The organism is Pantoea sp. CCBC3-3-1 (assembly GCF_007981265.1).
GTDB lineage: Bacteria > Pseudomonadota > Gammaproteobacteria > Enterobacterales > Enterobacteriaceae > Erwinia.
Genome location: NZ_CP034363.1, coordinates 1,423,545 through 1,440,367, shown reverse-complemented (window position 1 = coordinate 1,440,367; position 16,823 = coordinate 1,423,545). Strand labels below are relative to the sequence as shown.

The window sequence follows — 16,823 nt, the reverse complement described above, 5'->3', positions numbered from 1 at the left end:
GCGCAGGGACGCGCCAGTTAAGCCTCCCGGGAGGGATTCACGGCGAGCCGGTATTCTGCCCCTTACTGGCGCCAGACTCGTAATTTGGTTTTTGGTTTTTTAGACGATGCTACAAACGCAGAAAAGCAAAAAGGCGCCTTTAGGGCGCCTTTCTACATTGGTGGGTCGTGCAGGATGACTCGGCTAAAGCCTCGCCCTTCGGGCCATTGCCTGCGGCAATGTTGTCTCCCTCTGGTCGACCCGACCTGCTGCAGGTTCGAACCCTGACGAATGACGCATAGCAAAAAGGCGCCTTTAGGGCGCCTTTCTACATTGGTGGGTCGTGCAGGATTCGAACCTGCGACCAATTGATTAAAAGTCAACTGCTCTACCAACTGAGCTAACGACCCGAAGTGGTGGGTGATGACGGGCTCGAACCGCCGACCCCCTCCGTGTAAAGGAGATGCTCTACCAACTGAGCTAATCACCCACTTCGGTACTTCTGATACTGCCGTGTTGAACAGAAACCTGAGAGAGGTTCAAATCCTTCACGCCTGACTACTGCTTTCACTTTTAAAGTGGTGGGTCGTGCAGGATTCGAACCTGCGACCAATTGATTAAAAGTCAACTGCTCTACCAACTGAGCTAACGACCCGCTGTGCGGTGCTCGCCGTTTTGATGCTATCGTTCAGCGCCTGAAACTTGCTGAATAATGGTGGGTCGTGCAGGATTCGAACCTGCGACCAATTGATTAAAAGTCAACTGCTCTACCAACTGAGCTAACGACCCGCATCGAGCGGTACTGCCTGAAACTTTAAAGTGGTGGGTCGTGCAGGATTCGAACCTGCGACCAATTGATTAAAAGTCAACTGCTCTACCAACTGAGCTAACGACCCACTTTTGCGCTGTCAAAACGTTTTAACATATGTCCCGGCAACGGCGGCATATATTACTGATTTACCGATTCAGCGCAACCACTATTTTCAGATAACCCGTTCAACTGTCTGACTTTCACCCGACTGGACCACAATTCATGCGATATCAGGCTAAAGTTCGACATTTAAAGCGCAGCAGCGCGTTTTTGCGCTTGTTTGGCTGTATCCGTGTTTGGATACTGTTTGACCACCTGCTGGAAAACCGCTTTCGCTTTCGCGTTGTCGCCTTTCTCCTGCATGATCACCCCAACCTTATACAGCGCATCGGCACTTTTCGGTGATTTAGGGTATTTTTTGACCACGGTGGCAAAATAGTAAGCCGCATCATCTTTTTTGCCTTTGTTGTAATTCAGCTGTCCCAGCCAGTAATTCGCGTTTGGCTGATACGTTGAATCCGGGTACTTCTTCACAAAAGCCTGAAAGGCAGCGATTGCCTGGTCAAACTGCTTTTTTTCCAATACTAATGCAACGGCGGCATTGTAATCGGTATTCGCATCCCCGCTTTGCGTTGGCGCCGCCGCGGCGTTATCAGCAGGTGCTGACGTTCCGCCTGCCGCAGGTGCACTGGCATCGCCAGAAGCGGCCTGGGACACGCTGGCACCGCTGCTGCTTAGCGTGTCTAGCTGCTGGTAAATATTTTTTTGCCGCTCGGTGACCTGGTTCAGCTGATATTGATTTTCCTGGATCTGACCACGGAGTGAGTCGATATCGCGCTGGGTGTCGGAGAGCTGTTGCTGAAGCTGTTGAAGAAGCTGTCCCTGAGCATTGGAGATACGCTCAAGCGTGGTGACGCGGTCATCGACCGAGCCTGAACCTACGTTACTGATTGACGCCTCGGCATTAGCGGCCCAGGGGGCCGCTACGCCAACCAGTAACGACAGACTCAGCAAGTGAAGTCTGAAGTTACTAATCATGTGATTCTCTTAGTATACCAGTACGGCACGACGGTTTTTGGCATAAGCCGCTTCGTCGTGGCCCAGTACAGCTGGCTTCTCTTTACCGTAAGAAACGATAGAGATCTGGTCAGCAGAAACGCCTTTACCTTGCAGGTACATTTTAACGGCAGTTGCACGACGTTCGCCCAGGGCGATGTTGTACTCTGGCGTACCGCGCTCATCCGCGTGACCTTCTACGGTCACTTTGTATGACGGGTTGTTACGCAGGAAAGTCGCGTGAGAATCCAGCATCTGTGCGAATTCAGACTGGATATCAAATTTGTCCAGGCCGAAGTAAACGATGTTGTTTCTCTGCAGTTCCTGCATTTGCAGGCGCGCCTGCTCGTCAGACGACATGTTGCCGCCGTTGCCGTTCATGCCGCTGTTCATGCTACCGTTTGCATCATCGCCCATACCGTTGGTCTGGTCGTTGTTGTTGTTTTTGTGTGAGCTACATGCAGCCACTGCGATAACTGGCAGTGCCAGCATTAAGCCTTTCAGCACTTTATTCAGTTGCATTTCTACAATCCTATTATTGTTTGCACATTTTTAAATGCATCACAGATACGGCGACCAGGCAGGAAATTTGACCTGTCCATCAGTTGCCGGAAGACGCGCTTTGAAACGCCCGTCAGTTGAAACCAACTGCAGTACGGAACCCATGCCCTGCGTAGAGCTGTAGATTACCATGGTGCCGTTTGGTGCCATGCTTGGCGTTTCATCCAGGAACGTGTCCGTTAATTGTTGAACGGCTCCCGTTTCCAGATCTTGTCTGGCGACGTGTTGCGCACCGCCGTTGGTGCTAATCATCACCAGTGATTTCCCATCAGAGCTGACATCGGCATCCTGATTCTGTCCACCTTCCCAGGTCAGACGTTGTGCCGCGCCGCCGTTAGCGCTGATTTTATAAATTTGCGGACGTCCTGCCTGGTCGGAAGTGTAGGCCAGACTCTGGCTATCCGGGAACCAGGTCGGTTCAGTACTGTTGTAGCGACCGTCGGTGATCTGGTTGATCTGACCAGAAGCCAGGTCCATCACGTACAGGTTCAGGCTGCCGCTTTTCGACAATGCAAATGCCAGTTTACTGCCATCTGGAGAGAACGAAGGCGCACCGTTATGGCGTGGGAAGGAAGCGACCTGCTTAATGGCTCCATTCGCCAGCGTCTGCACGACCAGCGCAGATTTACCGCTCTCAAAGGTAACGTAAGCGAGTTTGCTACCGTCTTTCGACCAGGCCGGAGACATCAGCGGCTGAGGCGAGCGATGGACGACAAACTGGTTATAACCGTCGTAGTCAGACACGCGCAGCTCGTATGGGAACTGACCGCCGTTAGTCTGCACCACATAGGCGATACGCGTACGGAATGCGCCTTTGATACCGGTCAGCTTTTCAAAAGATTCATCACTGGCGGTGTGCGCGGCAAAGCGCAACCACTGCTTAGTCACTTTGAACTGATTCTGAGCCAGCACAGCACCCGGATTGCCGGAGGTATCTACCAGCTGGTAAGAGACGGTGTAGCTGCCGTCTGCGCCAGGCTGAACCTGACCAACAACAACCGCATCAATACCCAGCGCAGTCCATGCAGCTGGCTGAACTTCTGCCGCTGTGGTGGGCTGCTGAGGTAAACGCGCACGATCCAGAGGATTGAATTTACCGCTGTTGCGCAAATCTGCCGCAACGATACCGCCAATGTCTTCCGGCGCTGCACCCGGGCCTGCCCATTTAAAAGGCACGACGCCGATAGGACGCGCGGTGTTAACACCCTGAGTAATTTCAATGCGAACTTCTGCATGCGCCACGGCGACAAACAGCATCATGAAACTTAGTGCAAAACGTAATGCCTGCTTCATCTTTTCTCCCTTATCTGAACGCAACGTCCACGATAACTAGCAGTGTTTCAACGAACCAATAGTGCATCTATAGAGTACGGCATGTTGACCTTAGTTCAACATGCCGCAAGTTACCGAATTCTTATGGTTTGAATTCGAGCACCGCATCTTTAGTCGCCTGATAAACCTCAGCACTTGGCGGCTTAGGAATTCTTGCCATGCGGGCGGCGTTAATCGCAGCCTGACATAAAGCAGAATCGCCCCCTGCCGGCGTGGCAGAAATCAGTAAGCCATCCGGTGCCAGTTTGATACGCACATCACAGGTTCTGCCTTTGAAGGTATCGGAGTCATAGAACTTACTCTCAATCGCCCCTTTCACCTGTCCAATATAGCTGTCAATTGCCGCGCCTGAAGCCCCGGCCTTCTTCTGGTTGCCCTGACCCGCCGCGCCGCCGGACTTGCCTTCTTTCGGCGCATTTTTGCCGGAAGTCAGCCCGCCCAGTAAATCGTCAACGTCACTGCTATCTTTCGCGGCCTCAGCTGCCGCTTTTTTCTTCGCATCTGCCGCCGCTTTGGCTTTTGCGGCAGCGTCCGCTTTGGCTTTCGCAGCTGCATCGGCTTTGGCCTTCGCCGCAGCGTCTGCTTTGGCTTTTTCAGCGGCTTCGGCTTTTTCCTTCGCAGCTTCAGCAGCCTTCTCTTTTGCTGCCTCAGCGGCTTTTTCTTTCGCGGCTTCGGCTTTTTCTTTCGCAGCCTGCGCCGCTTTCTCTTTCGCTTCCTGCGCCTGCGCTTTGGCATCCGCAGCGGCCTGGGCTTTCGCCTCCTGCGCGGCTTTCACTTTAGCGGCTTCGGCAGCGGCCTGTTTCGCTTCGGCTTCCGCCTGTTTTTTGGCATCGGCGGCGGCTTTTTTCGCTTCAGCGTCTGCTTTTTTCTGTGCATCAGCGGCGGCTTTCGCCTGCGCATCAGCCTGTGCTTTTGCATCAGCCTGCGCTTTCGCGGCGGCAGCGGATTTCGCCTGGGCAGCCGCCTGCGCTTTGGCTTCTGCGGCTTTAGCCTGCGCATCCGCCTGCGCTTTTGCCTCTGCTTTAGCTTGCGCCGCAGCGGCTTCGGCCTGCTTCTGCTCGGCCTGAGCCTGCTTCGCGGTCTCCTGCGCTTTTTTCTGTTCGGCAGCCTGTTGGGCCGCTTCTTTTGCTTCCTGCTGAGCCTGAAGGCGTTCTTTTTCCAGCGCTTTCAGACGCTGTTGATCGGCGGCCTGCTTCTGCTGCAACTCTTCCGCCTGCTGCTGAGCGGCTTTCTGGCGCTGCTGTTCCGCACGCTTACTGTCGCTTTGCTGATTCTGCTGGCGATTATACTGCTCAACTATCGCACCAGAATCGACCATCACAGCATCTATATCGCTACCGCCACCGCCGCCACTGCTGGCGTCGATGTGTTCGTTAAACGAGCTCCAGATCAGGAGTGCAATCAAGAAGATATGCAATATCACTGAAATGATAATGGCGCGTTTTAACTTATCGTTTTGCTCGGTTGCCTTCGACACTCTCGATTCCCAAAAACGGTTCGAATAAATTAAATCGGCTGCGTCATCAGTCCAACAGACTTAACGCCTGCCTGATGCAGCAAGTTCAGCGCCTTAATGATCTCATCATAAGGCACGTCCTTCGCGCCGCCGATCAGGAAAACCGTCTTCGGATTGGCTTCGATACGGCGCTGCGCCTCGGCCATAACCTGCTCAGGCGGCAGCTGCTCCATCCGATCGTGATCGACTACCAGGCTGTACTGCCCCACGCCCGCCACTTCGACAATGACGGGTGGATTATCATCACTGGAGACAGTTTTAGAATCCGTTGCGTCCGGCAGATCGACTTCCACGCTTTGCGTAATGATTGGCGCCGTTGCCATGAAGATCAGCAGCAGAACCAGCAGAACATCAAGCAGAGGAACAATGTTGATCTCGGACTTCATGTCGCGGCGACCGCCGCGACCACGCGTTCTGGCCATAATACTCTCCGCTCTTACTTGCTGTTCTCGCTGGAGAACGCCTGACGGTGCAGAATAGCCGTGAACTCTTCCATAAAGTTATCGTAATTCTGTTCCAGCTTGTTCACGCGTTGGTTAAGACGGTTGTACGCCATTACCGCAGGGATTGCCGCGAACAGACCGATAGCGGTAGCAATCAGCGCTTCAGCAATACCCGGCGCAACCATCTGCAAAGTCGCCTGTTTAACCGCGCCCAGTGCAATAAAGGCATGCATAATGCCCCATACCGTACCGAACAGGCCGATATAAGGACTAATAGAGCCCACGGTGCCAAGGAAAGGAATATGGTTTTCCAGCGTTTCCAGCTCGCGGTTCAGAGAAATACGCATCGCACGCGTTGCCCCTTCGACCACCGCTTCTGGCGCATGGTTATTAGCGCGATGCAGACGGGCAAATTCCTTGAAGCCTGCATAGAAAATCTGTTCAGAACCGCCTAACTCGTCACGGCGGGACTGGCTCTCCTGATAGAGACGCGACAGTTCAATACCTGACCAGAACTTGTCTTCAAAGGCATCCGCCTCGCGCCCGGCCGCATTTAAAATGCGCGTGCGCTGAATAATAATTGCCCAAGAGGCGATAGAAAATCCAATCAAAATCAACATGATAAGTTTGACCAGAAGGCTAGCCTTCAGGAACAAATCAAGAATGTTCATGTCAGTCACTGCATAAACTCCGCGACAATAGACTTGGGAAGCGCAATGGGCTTCATCAGATGTGGATTGATGCAGGCGATCAGAACCTCCGCTTCATTCAGCGTCCGTCCTTCTGCATTAACAATACGTTGTGTGAATGTCATAGTCGTTCTGGTCATTTTTGACACCTCACTCTGCACCTCAATTAAATCATCAAGGCGCGCAGGGGCAAGGTAATCAACCGTGATACGACGCACGACAAAGCCAACCTGCTGCTCAAGCAGCACCTGCTGGCTGAAATGGTGCTGACGCAGCATCTCAGTTCGTGCCCGTTCATAAAAAGCGACATAGCTGGCGTGGTAAACCACCCCCCCGGCATCGGTGTCTTCGTAGTAGACACGGACCGGCCATCGAAACAGCGTTGTACTCACTCTACATCCCGGTATGGCTTTTAAACGTTGCTACTATACGCAAGAGCATACGCCTTTGGAATGGATTGCCAGAGGGTAAATAAAATAATTATCCTTTGGAAACAACTTAGCTGTTTTCGGGAGAAATCTTAAACAAATCCTGACACAAGCGGCGAGCAAAGCAGCATTGAATGGCGGGAGGTCACGGTTAAAAATCGGGCAGTTTGTCCCCCTGCCCTGTCGGGATTGAAAAAGAGGTGACTTTTACTACCCGCAGTGGCACGGCGATAAAAAAAGAGCCCATGACGGGCTCTGTTTCAAAACTGACCGATGCCTTGATGGCTACGGTTTTTCCTGCGCGGCACTGTCTTCAATATGTTCAATCGCCAGCGCGGTAATGATGCCAAATGCACAGGCCAGTAGCGTGCCAAGGATCCAGGCGAAATACCACATAGTTCAGCTCCTCAATTAATAGAGAGAATGGGTGTTGTCTTCAATCTGCGCTTTGGTCAGTCGACCCGCCATTTTGTAGTAACACCAGGTTGTATAAGCCAGGATGATCGGCACGAAAATAATGGCGGCTACGGTCATGATTTTTAGCGTCAACAGGCTGGAGGTCGCATCCCACATTGTCAGGCTAACATCAGGCACCGTGCTGGAAGGCATAATAAACGGAAACATTGCTACGCCCGCAGTGAGGATCACGCAGGCCAGCGTCAGTGAGGAAAACACAAACGCCCAGCCCCCTTTTTTTAATCGTGAACAGAGGAGGGTCAGTAGCGGTAACACAACCCCCAGCAGCGGAATGCTCCACAGCACAGGCATCGCGTTGAAGTTCACCAGCCAGGCTCCCGCCTCACGACTGACGGTTTTCGTCAGGGGGTTGGACGCGGCGTTATGATCCAGTACCGAGGTCACCACATAGCCTTCAATTCCACGCATTACCCAGAGACCAGCCACTACAAAACAGACCAGCATCACGCAAGCTGAGATCTGCGCGGCAATACGGGAACGGAGGTGCAGTTCACCCACCGTACGCATTTGTAAATATGTCGCGCCCTGGGTCAGGATCATGGTGACGCTAACAATGCCTGCCAGCAGCGCAAACGGATTCAGCAGCTGGAAGAAATTACCGGTATAGAACAGACGCAGATATTCATCCGCATGAAAAGGTACGCCTTGCAGCAGGTTGCCAAAGGCCACGCCGATCACCAGCGGCGGCACAAAGCTGCCGATAAAAATTGCCCAGTCCCACATGCCGCGCCAGCGTGGATTTTCGATTTTTGAACGATAGTCAAAACCCAGCGGACGGAAGAAGAGTGAGGCCAGCACCAGGATCATCGCGACATAAAAGCCTGAGAAGGCTGCGGCATAGACCATTGGCCAGGCAGCGAATAACGCGCCGCCTGCGGTGATTAGCCAAACCTGATTGCCGTCCCAGTGTGGCGCAATGCTGTTAATCATAATGCGGCGTTCGGTATCCGTTCGCCCCAGAAGACGGCCAAGCATACCCACGCCCATATCAAAGCCGTCCGCGATGGCGAAGCCAATCAGCAATACGCCGATCAGCGCCCACCAGACGAAACGCAACAGTTCATAAGTTATCATTTTTTCTCTCCTGTTCTAACGTTTCTGGGGAGCAGCAATCGTCGATTGTTCATAGTGATAGCGGCCCGTTTTCAAACTGCTGGGGCCAAGGCGAGCAAATTTGATCATCAGGTACATTTCCGCAATCAGAAAAAGCGTGTACAGGCCGGCAATCAGGATCATTGAAAATAGAAGATCGCCGGTAGTCAGGGAGGAATTTGCCACGCCGGTTGGCAGCACTTCACCAATCGCCCATGGCTGGCGACCATATTCCGCAACGAACCAGCCCGTTTCGACAGCGATCCACGGCAGCGGAATGCCAAACAGCGCGCATTTCAACAGCAGCCTGCTTTTTCCAATACGGTTACGGACCACGCTCCAGAAAGCGCAGCCGATAATCAACAGCATCAGAACGCCGCAGGCGACCATAATGCGGAAAGAGAAATAGAGCGGCGCGACGCGGGGGATAGAATCTTTGGTCGCCTGACGGATTTGCGCTTCGCTGGCATCCGTCACATTTTCCGTATAGCGCTTGAGTAAAAGACCATAACCGAGATCTTTCTTCACTTCGTCAAAAGCATTTTTTACAGCCGGATCGCTGTTGCCTGCCCGTAATTGCTCAAGCAAATGATAAGCCTGCATGCCGTTACGAATACGGATCTCATGCTGATCCAGCAGATCCCGCAACCCGGTAACTTGTTGATCAACAGAGCGCGTCGCGATCAGTCCCAGCGCCCAGGGGATTTGGATTGCATAGTGGTTTTGCTGCGCGTCCTGATCCGGGAGGCCGAATAGCGTGAAGGCCGCAGGCGCCGGTTGCGTTTCCCACTCCGCTTCAATGGCCGCCAGCTTGGTTTTTTGTACGTCGCCCATTTCATAGCCGGACTCATCGCCCAGCACGATAACCGAGAGGATCGCTGCCATGCCAAAACTGGCGGCGATTGCAAAAGAACGCTTTGCAAAAGCGACATCGCGACCGCGCAGCAGATAATAAGCGCTGATGCCCAGTACAAACATTGCGCCGGTGGTATAGCCTGCCGCGACGGTATGCACGAATTTGACCTGTGCAACCGGATTCAGCACCAGCCCGGCAAAACTGACCATCTCCATACGCATGGTTTCGAAATTGAATTCTGACGCGACCGGATTTTGCATCCAGCCATTCGCAACCAAAATCCACAGCGCGGATAAATTCGAGCCCAGCGCCACCAGCCAGGTGACGGCCAGATGCTGACGCTTACTCAGACGCTCCCAGCCGAAAAAGAACAGGCCGACGAAGGTTGATTCAAGAAAAAAGGCCATCAGGCCTTCAATAGCCAGCGGAGCACCAAAAATATCGCCGACGTAATGGGAATAATAAGACCAGTTGGTACCGAACTGAAACTCCATTGTCAGCCCGGTTGCCACGCCAAGCGCAAAGTTAATGCCAAATAACTTGCCCCAAAACTTGGTCATATCCTTATAAATTTGTTTGCCTGAAAGCACATAAACCGTTTCCATTATGGCCAGCAGAAACGCCATCCCCAGCGTTAACGGGACAAACAGGAAATGATACATTGCAGTTAAAGCAAACTGTAAGCGCGACAGTTCAACAATATCTAACATTTTAACTCCTTGCTCATAAATTGGCGCAGACAGGCTGTGCAATCCAGCATTGCAGCCCAAAAGGTAAAGGGTTCAAAAAGGCATTGAAGCCTGATTGCAGGCCAGGCGCCGTCAGGACGTTCCCCAGGAATACGTTGTTCATAATTATTTTTTAGCGCGAGCGCGCGCCATGCTTTTGTCAAACAGTTCCGACAGCCGGAAAACGACAAAAACATTAATTTTTATTATTAAACAAATTCACTGTTTTGATGCAGGGCAATTTAATATGAAAACAGTTTTTTTATCCAGATCCCGCAATTGATATAAATCCTGTTTTTTTGATCTTAATTAAGTTCGTATGAAATGAAAGGCGCGTAATTTTCTTGATTGTTGCACATTTGTTTTTTAAATTAAGTTTGTTCTTTAATTATTCATAACAATATCGTTTATTTAACGCCTGTTCATACTGGCATAATAGTTAATTTTTTTAATCTGCATTGTTTATTAATGGCCCGAGAGTCGTGCGCTGAAACCCCTATTAACAGCAAAAAAAAAGCCACCCGAAGGTGGCCAGTTTCAGCGCTTACTCGTCGTTAAGCAGGCAGTACGGCTTTCACTGCATCGCCAATATCGGCAAGGCTGCGCACCGTTTTCACACCCGCAGCTTCCAGCGCAGCAAACTTCTCGTCTGCCGTGCCTTTACCGCCCGCGATGATCGCGCCTGCATGACCCATACGCTTGCCTTTCGGCGCGGTAACACCCGCGATATAGCCCACAACAGGTTTGGTGACGTGCTCTTTAATGAAGGCCGCGGCTTCTTCTTCTGCGCTACCGCCAATTTCACCGATCATCACAATCGCTTCGGTCTGTGGATCGTCCTGGAACAGTTTCAGGATATCGATAAAGTTTGAGCCAGGGATGGGGTCGCCGCCGATACCGACGCAGGTAGACTGACCGTAACCGATGTCAGTTGTCTGCTTCACGGCTTCATAGGTCAGCGTGCCGGAACGGGAAACGATGCCGATACGGCCTGGTTTATGAATGTGGCCCGGCATGATGCCGATTTTGCATTCGCCTGGGGTAATCACGCCCGGGCAGTTTGGACCAATCATCCGTACACCGGCTTCATCCAGCTTCACTTTTACGGTCAGCATATCCAGCGTAGGGATACCTTCCGTAATGGTGATGATCAGCTTGATACCCGCTTCAATCGCTTCCAGGATACCGTCTTTGCAGAACGGTGCCGGAACGTAAATCACGGATGCTGTTGCGCCCGTGGCTTCAACGGCTTCACGCACGGTGTTGAATACCGGCAGGCCAAGATGTTCGGTGCCGCCTTTACCCGGCGTTACGCCGCCTACCAGCTGCGTACCATACGCCAGCGCCTGTTCGGAGTGGAAAGTCCCCTGCCCGCCGGTAAAGCCCTGGCAGATTACCTTGGTGTTTTTATCGATTAAAATGGACATTATTTCCCCTCCGCTGCGGCAACAACGCGCTGTGCCGCGTCACTCAGGCTGGTTGCTGCAATAATATTCAAACCGCTGTCCGCCAGTTTTGACGCGCCCAGCTCGGCATTGTTTCCTTCCAGACGTACCACGACCGGTACGTTAACACCCACTTCTGCCACCGCGCCGATGATCCCATCAGCAATCAGGTCACAGCGCACGATGCCGCCGAAGATGTTAACAAAGACCGCTTTCACCGCGTCGTCAGACAGGATGATTTTAAAGGCTTCGGTCACGCGCTCTTTGGTCGCGCCGCCGCCAACGTCGAGGAAGTTCGCTGGCTGGCCACCACTCAGCTTAACGATGTCCATGGTGCCCATTGCCAGGCCCGCGCCGTTAACCATACAGCCGATGTTGCCTTCCAGCGCCACATAGTTCAGTTCCCACTGTGCAGCGTGAGCCTCACGGGAGTCTTCCTGGCTTGGATCGCGCATTTCACGCAGTTCTGGCTGACGGAACAGGGCATTGCCATCGGCACCCAGTTTACCGTCCAGGCAGATCAGATCGCCCTGCTTAGTGATAACCAGCGGGTTGATTTCCACCAGCGCCAGATCGCGCTCCAGGAACAGGTTCGCCAGACCCATAAAGATTTTGGTGAACTGACCAACCTGCTTACCGGTCAGGCCCAGTTTGAACGCCAGCTCACGGCCCTGATAAGGCTGTGGACCGGTTAACGGATCCAGCGCCATTTTATGGATCAGGTGCGGCGTTTCTTCTGCCACTTTTTCAATTTCCACGCCGCCTTCAGTAGACGCCATGAACACCACACGACGGGTGCCGCGATCTACAACCGCGCCCAGATAAAGTTCCTGATCGATATCGGTTGCCGCTTCTACCAGAATCTGGTTAACCGGCTGGCCGTTGGCATCAGTCTGATAGGTGGTCAGGCGCTTGCCCAGCCAGTGTTCAGCAAAAGCACGAATCTCTTCCTTGCTTTTTACTACCTTCACGCCGCCCGCTTTGCCGCGGCCGCCAGCGTGTACCTGACATTTCACTACCCACGGACCGGCGCCAATTTTTGAGGCGGCTTCTTCAGCTTCACGTGGAGTGGTGCAGGCATAGCCGACAGGTGCCGGTAAACCATACCGTGCAAAAAGCTGTTTTGCCTGATATTCGTGTAAGTTCATGTTGTTAATCCATCCAGGTCGGAAAAGACTCGGCCGAATCCGGCAAATGCCGGCGTGTCGGCCACACATAGGGTTGGGTGCGGTAACCGCCCGCACCCGACAGGGATTAAACGTCCAGCAGCAGACGTGAAGGATCTTCCAGCAGCTCTTTGATTGCCACCAGGAAGCTGACGGATTCTTTTCCGTCGATCAGGCGGTGGTCATAAGAGAGTGCCAGATACATCATTGGCAGGATCACAACCTGACCATTCACCGCCATAGGGCGATCTTTAATGGCGTGCATGCCAAGGATCGCGCTCTGCGGTGGGTTGATGATTGGCGTGGACATCAGTGAACCGAAGACGCCGCCGTTGGTAATGGTGAAGTTACCGCCGGTAAGCTCGTCTACGGTCAGTTTGCCATCGCGGCCCTTGATCGCCAGCTCTTTGATTTTCTTCTCGATATCCGCCATGCCCAGCGCATCGATATCTTTCAGTACCGGCGTGACCAGGCCGCGAGGCGTGGAAACCGCAATACTGACATCAAAGTAGTTGTGGTAAACCACATCTTCGCCGTCGATAGACGCGTTCACTTCCGGGAAACGCTTCAGCGCTTCAACCACGGCTTTCAGGTAGAAGGACATAAAGCCCAGGCGAATGCCGTGGCGCTTCTCAAACGCTTCACCATACTGCTTACGCAGATTCATGATTGGCTGCATGTTGACTTCGTTAAACGTTGTCAGCATTGCGGTGCTGTTTTTCGCTTCCAGCAGACGTTCGGCGATACGCTTACGCAGACGAGTCATCGGTACGCGTTTTTCGCTGCGGCCCGCCAGTGAAGGTGCTGGCGCCGCTGTGGCAGCCTGTGGCGCCTTCGCTTCAGCCGGTTTGGCTTCTGGCGCTTTGGCCAGATGTTTTTCCACATCTTCACGCGTCAGACGGCCACCAACGCCGGTGCCTTTGATGGCAGCCGGATCAAGATTGTGTTCCGCAATCAGGCGACGAATAGCCGGGCTGAGCGCATCATTGCTCTCATCTTCTAACGAAGCGCTCTGACGCTGAGCCGGAGTAGACTCTTTCGCCTCCGGTTTCGCTGAACTCTCTTTACCGCCGCTGTTGCCTTCTTTCAGGCGGCCCAGCGTCTGACGAGAAGTGACGGTTGCGCCTTCGTCTTCCAGAATCGCTTCCAGCACGCCATCGGCAGAAGCAGGCACTTCCAGCACAACTTTGTCCGTTTCAATTTCTACCAGTACTTCGTCACGCTGGACGGTATCGCCCGGTTTCTTGTGCCAGGTTGCCACGGAGGCATCGGCAACGGACTCAGGCAGGTCGGGAACGAGGATATCTACGCTACTCATTATTTTTCCTTTAATTAATTAACGTTCAGCGCGTCATTTACCAGATCTTGCTGCTGCTGCTGGTGAACGGACATATAGCCAACTGCCGGGGAAGCCGAAGCGGGGCGACCGGCGTAACGTAATGAAGCACCAAATGGCAACACTTCGCGGAAATGATGCTGACTGCAGTACCAGGCACCCTGATTGAGTGGCTCTTCCTGGCACCAGACAAAATCATGCACGTGCGAGTATTGTTGCAGCTTGTCCTGTACCGCCTTATGCGGGAACGGATAGAGCTGTTCGATACGCACGATAGCCACATCGGTCTGCTCGTTTTTGCGGCGTTTTTCCAGCAGGTCGTAATACACTTTGCCGGAACACATCACCACACGCTTAACGCCTTGCGGATCCAGATCGTCAATTTCACCAATCGCCGGCTGGAAGCCGCCGTTAGCCAGCTCTTCCAGTGAAGAGATCGCCAGCGGATGACGCAGCAGAGATTTAGGCGACATCACTACCAGCGGACGGCGCATACCGCGCAGCGCCTGACGACGCAGCATGTGGTAAACCTGAGCGGGCGTGGAAGGCACGCAAACCTGCATATTCTGTTCTGCGCACAGCTGCAAATAGCGTTCAAGGCGCGCTGAGGAGTGTTCCGGGCCCTGACCTTCATAGCCGTGCGGCAGCAGCATCACCAGGCCACACATCCGGCCCCATTTCTGTTCGCCGGAGCTGATGAACTGGTCGATGACCACCTGAGCGCCGTTGGCAAAGTCACCGAACTGCGCTTCCCAAATGGTCAGCGTGCGCGGTTCTGCCGTCGCATAACCGTATTCAAACGCCAACACCGCTTCTTCAGAAAGAACCGAGTCCCAGACCTTGAACGTGCCCTGGCCGTTATGGATGTGCTGTAACGGCGTCCAGGTCGAACCGTTCGCCTGGTTATGAATAACCGCATGACGGTGGAAGAAGGTGCCACGGCCCATGTCTTCACCAGAAAGACGGCATGGAATGCCTTCATCTACCAGCGTGGCATAAGCCAGGTTTTCAGCAGCCCCCCAGTCGAACGGCTTGTCGCCTGCCGCCATGGCGGCGCGATCGTTGTAAATCTTCGCCACGCGCGACTGCATCTCAATTGCTTCTGGCACGGTACTGATACGTTTTGCCAGCTCCTGCAACCGTTTCAGATCCAGCGTGGAAGGATAGCTTTCATCCCAGTCATGGTTAAGATACGGCGACCAGGTAAAGGAGTGCAGGCTCATCGGACGCCATTCCGGCACCACGCATTCGCCCGCGTCCAGCGCGTCGCGGTACAGGTTGACCATTTCCGTGGCATCTTCCAGGCTGGCGATATGTTCACGTTCCAGCCTGTCGGCATAGAGCTTGCGCGGCGTCGGGTGTTTCTTGATTTTCTGGTACATTACCGGCTGAGTCGCGCTTGGCTCATCCGCTTCGTTATGGCCGTGACGGCGATAACAAACCAGGTCAATAAAGACGTCGCGTTTGAAGGTGTTACGGAAATCCAACGCCAGGCGGGTAACAAACGCCACCGCTTCAGGATCGTCAGCATTAACGTGGAAAATAGGAGCCAGTACCATTTTGCCGATATCGGTACAGTACTGGGTGGAACGGGCATCTTTCGGGTTGGAAGTGGTGAAACCAATCTGGTTATTGATCACGATACGCACGGTACCGCCCACTTCGTAGCCGCGCGCCTGAGACATGTTCAGCGTTTCCTGAACCACGCCCTGACCGGTCACTGCCGCATCACCGTGAATGGTGATAGGTAATACTTTATTGCTGCTCGGTTCATCCAGACGATCCAGACGGGCGCGGACCGATCCCATCACTACCGGACTGACAATCTCAAGGTGCGACGGGTTGAACGCCAGCGCCAGATGCACCATGCCGCCTTCGGTTTCCACATCGGACGAGAAGCCCATGTGATATTTCACGTCGCCGGTACCGAGGTGCTCTTTATGCTTGCCTGAGAATTCGTCAAACAGGTCCTGCGGCTTTTTACCCAGCACGTTAATCAGCACGTTCAGGCGGCCACGGTGCGCCATGCCCAACACCACTTCACGCGTACCGCTTTTACCTGCATGCCGAATCATTTCATTCAGCATCGGCACCAGTGCATCACCGCCTTCCAGCGAGAAGCGTTTCGCGCCCGGGAATTTGGCACCCAGATAGCGTTCCAGCCCTTCCGCTGCGGTCAGCTGTTTCAGGAAACCTTTTTTCTCGTCCGTCGAGAAAGAAGCCTGACCCGCCACCGATTCAATACGCTGTTGGATCCAGCGTTTTTCTTCGGTGTTGGTGATATGCATGTATTCTGCGCCAATCGAACCGCAATAGGTTTGCTTCAGCAAATCAAACAGATCGCCTAAACGCATGGTGTCTTTGCCAAACGCAAAAGATCCTACGTTAAAGGTTTCCTGAAAATCCGCTTCGGTCAGATCGTGAAAGGCAGGATCCAAATCCGGTACCGATTCCTGCTGCCACAGTCCCAGCGGATCGAGATTCGCCAGCTGATGCCCACGGAAACGGAAGGCGTTAATCAGCTGTAGGACTTTAACCTGCTTGGCATTGGTATCGGGATCGCTGACGGAAGAGGTATAGCGCGTGGCGTCTTTTGCCAGCCGCTTGAAATACTCGCGGGTTGTCGAATGGAATTGTTCAGGCCTGACTCCAGCGCCAGGAAGCTGCTGGAACAGCGATTTCCAGGCAACGTCAACAGAGTCAGGATCGGTTAGATAGTCCTCATAGAGCTGCTCTATGTAGGTCTGGTTCGCGCCGGCCAGCCAGGAGGAGTCCAGCCACGGTTTCATCGCGCTGTTCTGCATTGTGATCCCTTAAGCATTTTGTGCTTTTTTTCGCCGTGAAAATTTAACGGAACAAGCATGTCCCGCGCCGCATAAGCGACTTGCCGCAGGCCTTGCTCCGCATT

14 protein-coding genes, 5 tRNA genes and 1 other RNA gene are annotated in these 16,823 nt (G+C 53.4%); all 20 read right to left on the bottom strand.

Going from position 1 to position 16,823, the window contains the following annotated elements; all coding sequences use genetic code 11:
- Nucleotides 1-158: 158 nt before the first annotated feature.
- Nucleotides 159-282, bottom strand: a non-coding RNA gene (locus EHV07_RS06880) — RtT sRNA.
- A 31-nt stretch (nucleotides 283-313) separates the two neighbouring features.
- Nucleotides 314-389, bottom strand: a tRNA-Lys gene (locus EHV07_RS06875).
- A gap of 4 nt (nucleotides 390-393) precedes the next feature.
- Nucleotides 394-469, bottom strand: a tRNA-Val gene (locus EHV07_RS06870).
- A gap of 89 nt (nucleotides 470-558) precedes the next feature.
- A tRNA-Lys gene (locus EHV07_RS06865) sits at nucleotides 559-634 on the bottom strand.
- A gap of 58 nt (nucleotides 635-692) precedes the next feature.
- Nucleotides 693-768 (bottom strand) — tRNA-Lys (locus EHV07_RS06860).
- Nucleotides 769-799: 31 nt separating this feature from the next.
- A tRNA-Lys gene (locus tag EHV07_RS06855) sits at nucleotides 800-875 on the bottom strand.
- A 164-nt stretch (nucleotides 876-1,039) separates the two neighbouring features.
- The gene (gene cpoB, locus EHV07_RS06850) at nucleotides 1,040-1,828 is read right to left on the bottom strand and encodes a cell division protein CpoB (RefSeq protein ID WP_147196335.1); all 789 of its coding nucleotides are present in this window, start codon (nucleotides 1,826-1,828) and stop codon (nucleotides 1,040-1,042) included.
- A gap of 9 nt (nucleotides 1,829-1,837) precedes the next feature.
- Nucleotides 1,838-2,368: a peptidoglycan-associated lipoprotein Pal gene (pal, locus tag EHV07_RS06845; protein WP_147196333.1), complete on the bottom strand. Its 531-nt coding sequence runs from the start codon at nucleotides 2,366-2,368 to the stop codon at nucleotides 1,838-1,840.
- Nucleotides 2,369-2,407: 39 nt separating this feature from the next.
- Complete coding sequence (tolB, locus tag EHV07_RS06840) at nucleotides 2,408-3,700, bottom strand: Tol-Pal system beta propeller repeat protein TolB (protein ID WP_147196331.1); 1,293 nt, start codon at nucleotides 3,698-3,700, stop codon at nucleotides 2,408-2,410.
- 121 nt (nucleotides 3,701-3,821) lie between these two features.
- The gene (tolA, locus tag EHV07_RS06835; protein ID WP_147196329.1) at nucleotides 3,822-5,216 is read right to left on the bottom strand and encodes a cell envelope integrity protein TolA; all 1,395 of its coding nucleotides are present in this window, start codon (nucleotides 5,214-5,216) and stop codon (nucleotides 3,822-3,824) included.
- Between the two features lie 29 nt (nucleotides 5,217-5,245).
- Complete coding sequence (gene tolR, locus EHV07_RS06830; RefSeq protein WP_147196326.1) at nucleotides 5,246-5,677, bottom strand: colicin uptake protein TolR; 432 nt, start codon at nucleotides 5,675-5,677, stop codon at nucleotides 5,246-5,248.
- A gap of 14 nt (nucleotides 5,678-5,691) precedes the next feature.
- Nucleotides 5,692-6,369, bottom strand: a complete 678-nt coding sequence (gene tolQ, locus EHV07_RS06825; protein ID WP_174822379.1) for a Tol-Pal system protein TolQ — start codon at nucleotides 6,367-6,369, stop codon at nucleotides 5,692-5,694.
- Nucleotides 6,370-6,374: 5 nt separating this feature from the next.
- A complete protein-coding gene (gene ybgC, locus EHV07_RS06820; RefSeq protein WP_147196322.1) occupies nucleotides 6,375-6,779 on the bottom strand; it encodes a tol-pal system-associated acyl-CoA thioesterase in 405 nt (134 codons plus the stop codon).
- Between the two features lie 321 nt (nucleotides 6,780-7,100).
- Nucleotides 7,101-7,211 carry a cytochrome bd-I oxidase subunit CydX gene (cydX, locus tag EHV07_RS06815; RefSeq protein ID WP_147196320.1) on the bottom strand — a complete coding sequence of 37 codons (111 nt, stop codon included), beginning with the start codon at nucleotides 7,209-7,211 and terminating at the stop codon, nucleotides 7,101-7,103.
- Nucleotides 7,212-7,226: 15 nt separating this feature from the next.
- Entirely contained in the window at nucleotides 7,227-8,366 is a 1,140-nt protein-coding gene (gene cydB, locus EHV07_RS06810) for a cytochrome d ubiquinol oxidase subunit II (protein WP_147196318.1), read from the bottom strand.
- A gap of 15 nt (nucleotides 8,367-8,381) precedes the next feature.
- Nucleotides 8,382-9,950 carry a cytochrome ubiquinol oxidase subunit I gene (gene cydA, locus EHV07_RS06805; RefSeq protein ID WP_147196316.1) on the bottom strand — a complete coding sequence of 523 codons (1,569 nt, stop codon included), beginning with the start codon at nucleotides 9,948-9,950 and terminating at the stop codon, nucleotides 8,382-8,384.
- A 572-nt stretch (nucleotides 9,951-10,522) separates the two neighbouring features.
- A complete protein-coding gene (gene sucD / locus EHV07_RS06800) occupies nucleotides 10,523-11,395 on the bottom strand; it encodes a succinate--CoA ligase subunit alpha (RefSeq protein ID WP_147196314.1) in 873 nt (290 codons plus the stop codon).
- Complete coding sequence (gene sucC / locus EHV07_RS06795) at nucleotides 11,395-12,561, bottom strand: ADP-forming succinate--CoA ligase subunit beta (RefSeq protein WP_147196312.1); 1,167 nt, start codon at nucleotides 12,559-12,561, stop codon at nucleotides 11,395-11,397. The genes sucD and sucC overlap by 1 nt, the downstream gene beginning before the upstream one ends.
- A gap of 106 nt (nucleotides 12,562-12,667) precedes the next feature.
- Nucleotides 12,668-13,897 (bottom strand): 2-oxoglutarate dehydrogenase complex dihydrolipoyllysine-residue succinyltransferase, encoded by a 1,230-nt coding sequence (gene odhB / locus EHV07_RS06790; RefSeq protein WP_147196310.1) that lies wholly within the window; start codon nucleotides 13,895-13,897, stop codon nucleotides 12,668-12,670.
- A gap of 14 nt (nucleotides 13,898-13,911) precedes the next feature.
- A complete protein-coding gene (gene sucA / locus EHV07_RS06785) occupies nucleotides 13,912-16,719 on the bottom strand; it encodes a 2-oxoglutarate dehydrogenase E1 component (protein WP_147196308.1) in 2,808 nt (935 codons plus the stop codon).
- Between the last annotated feature and the right edge of the window lie 104 nt (nucleotides 16,720-16,823).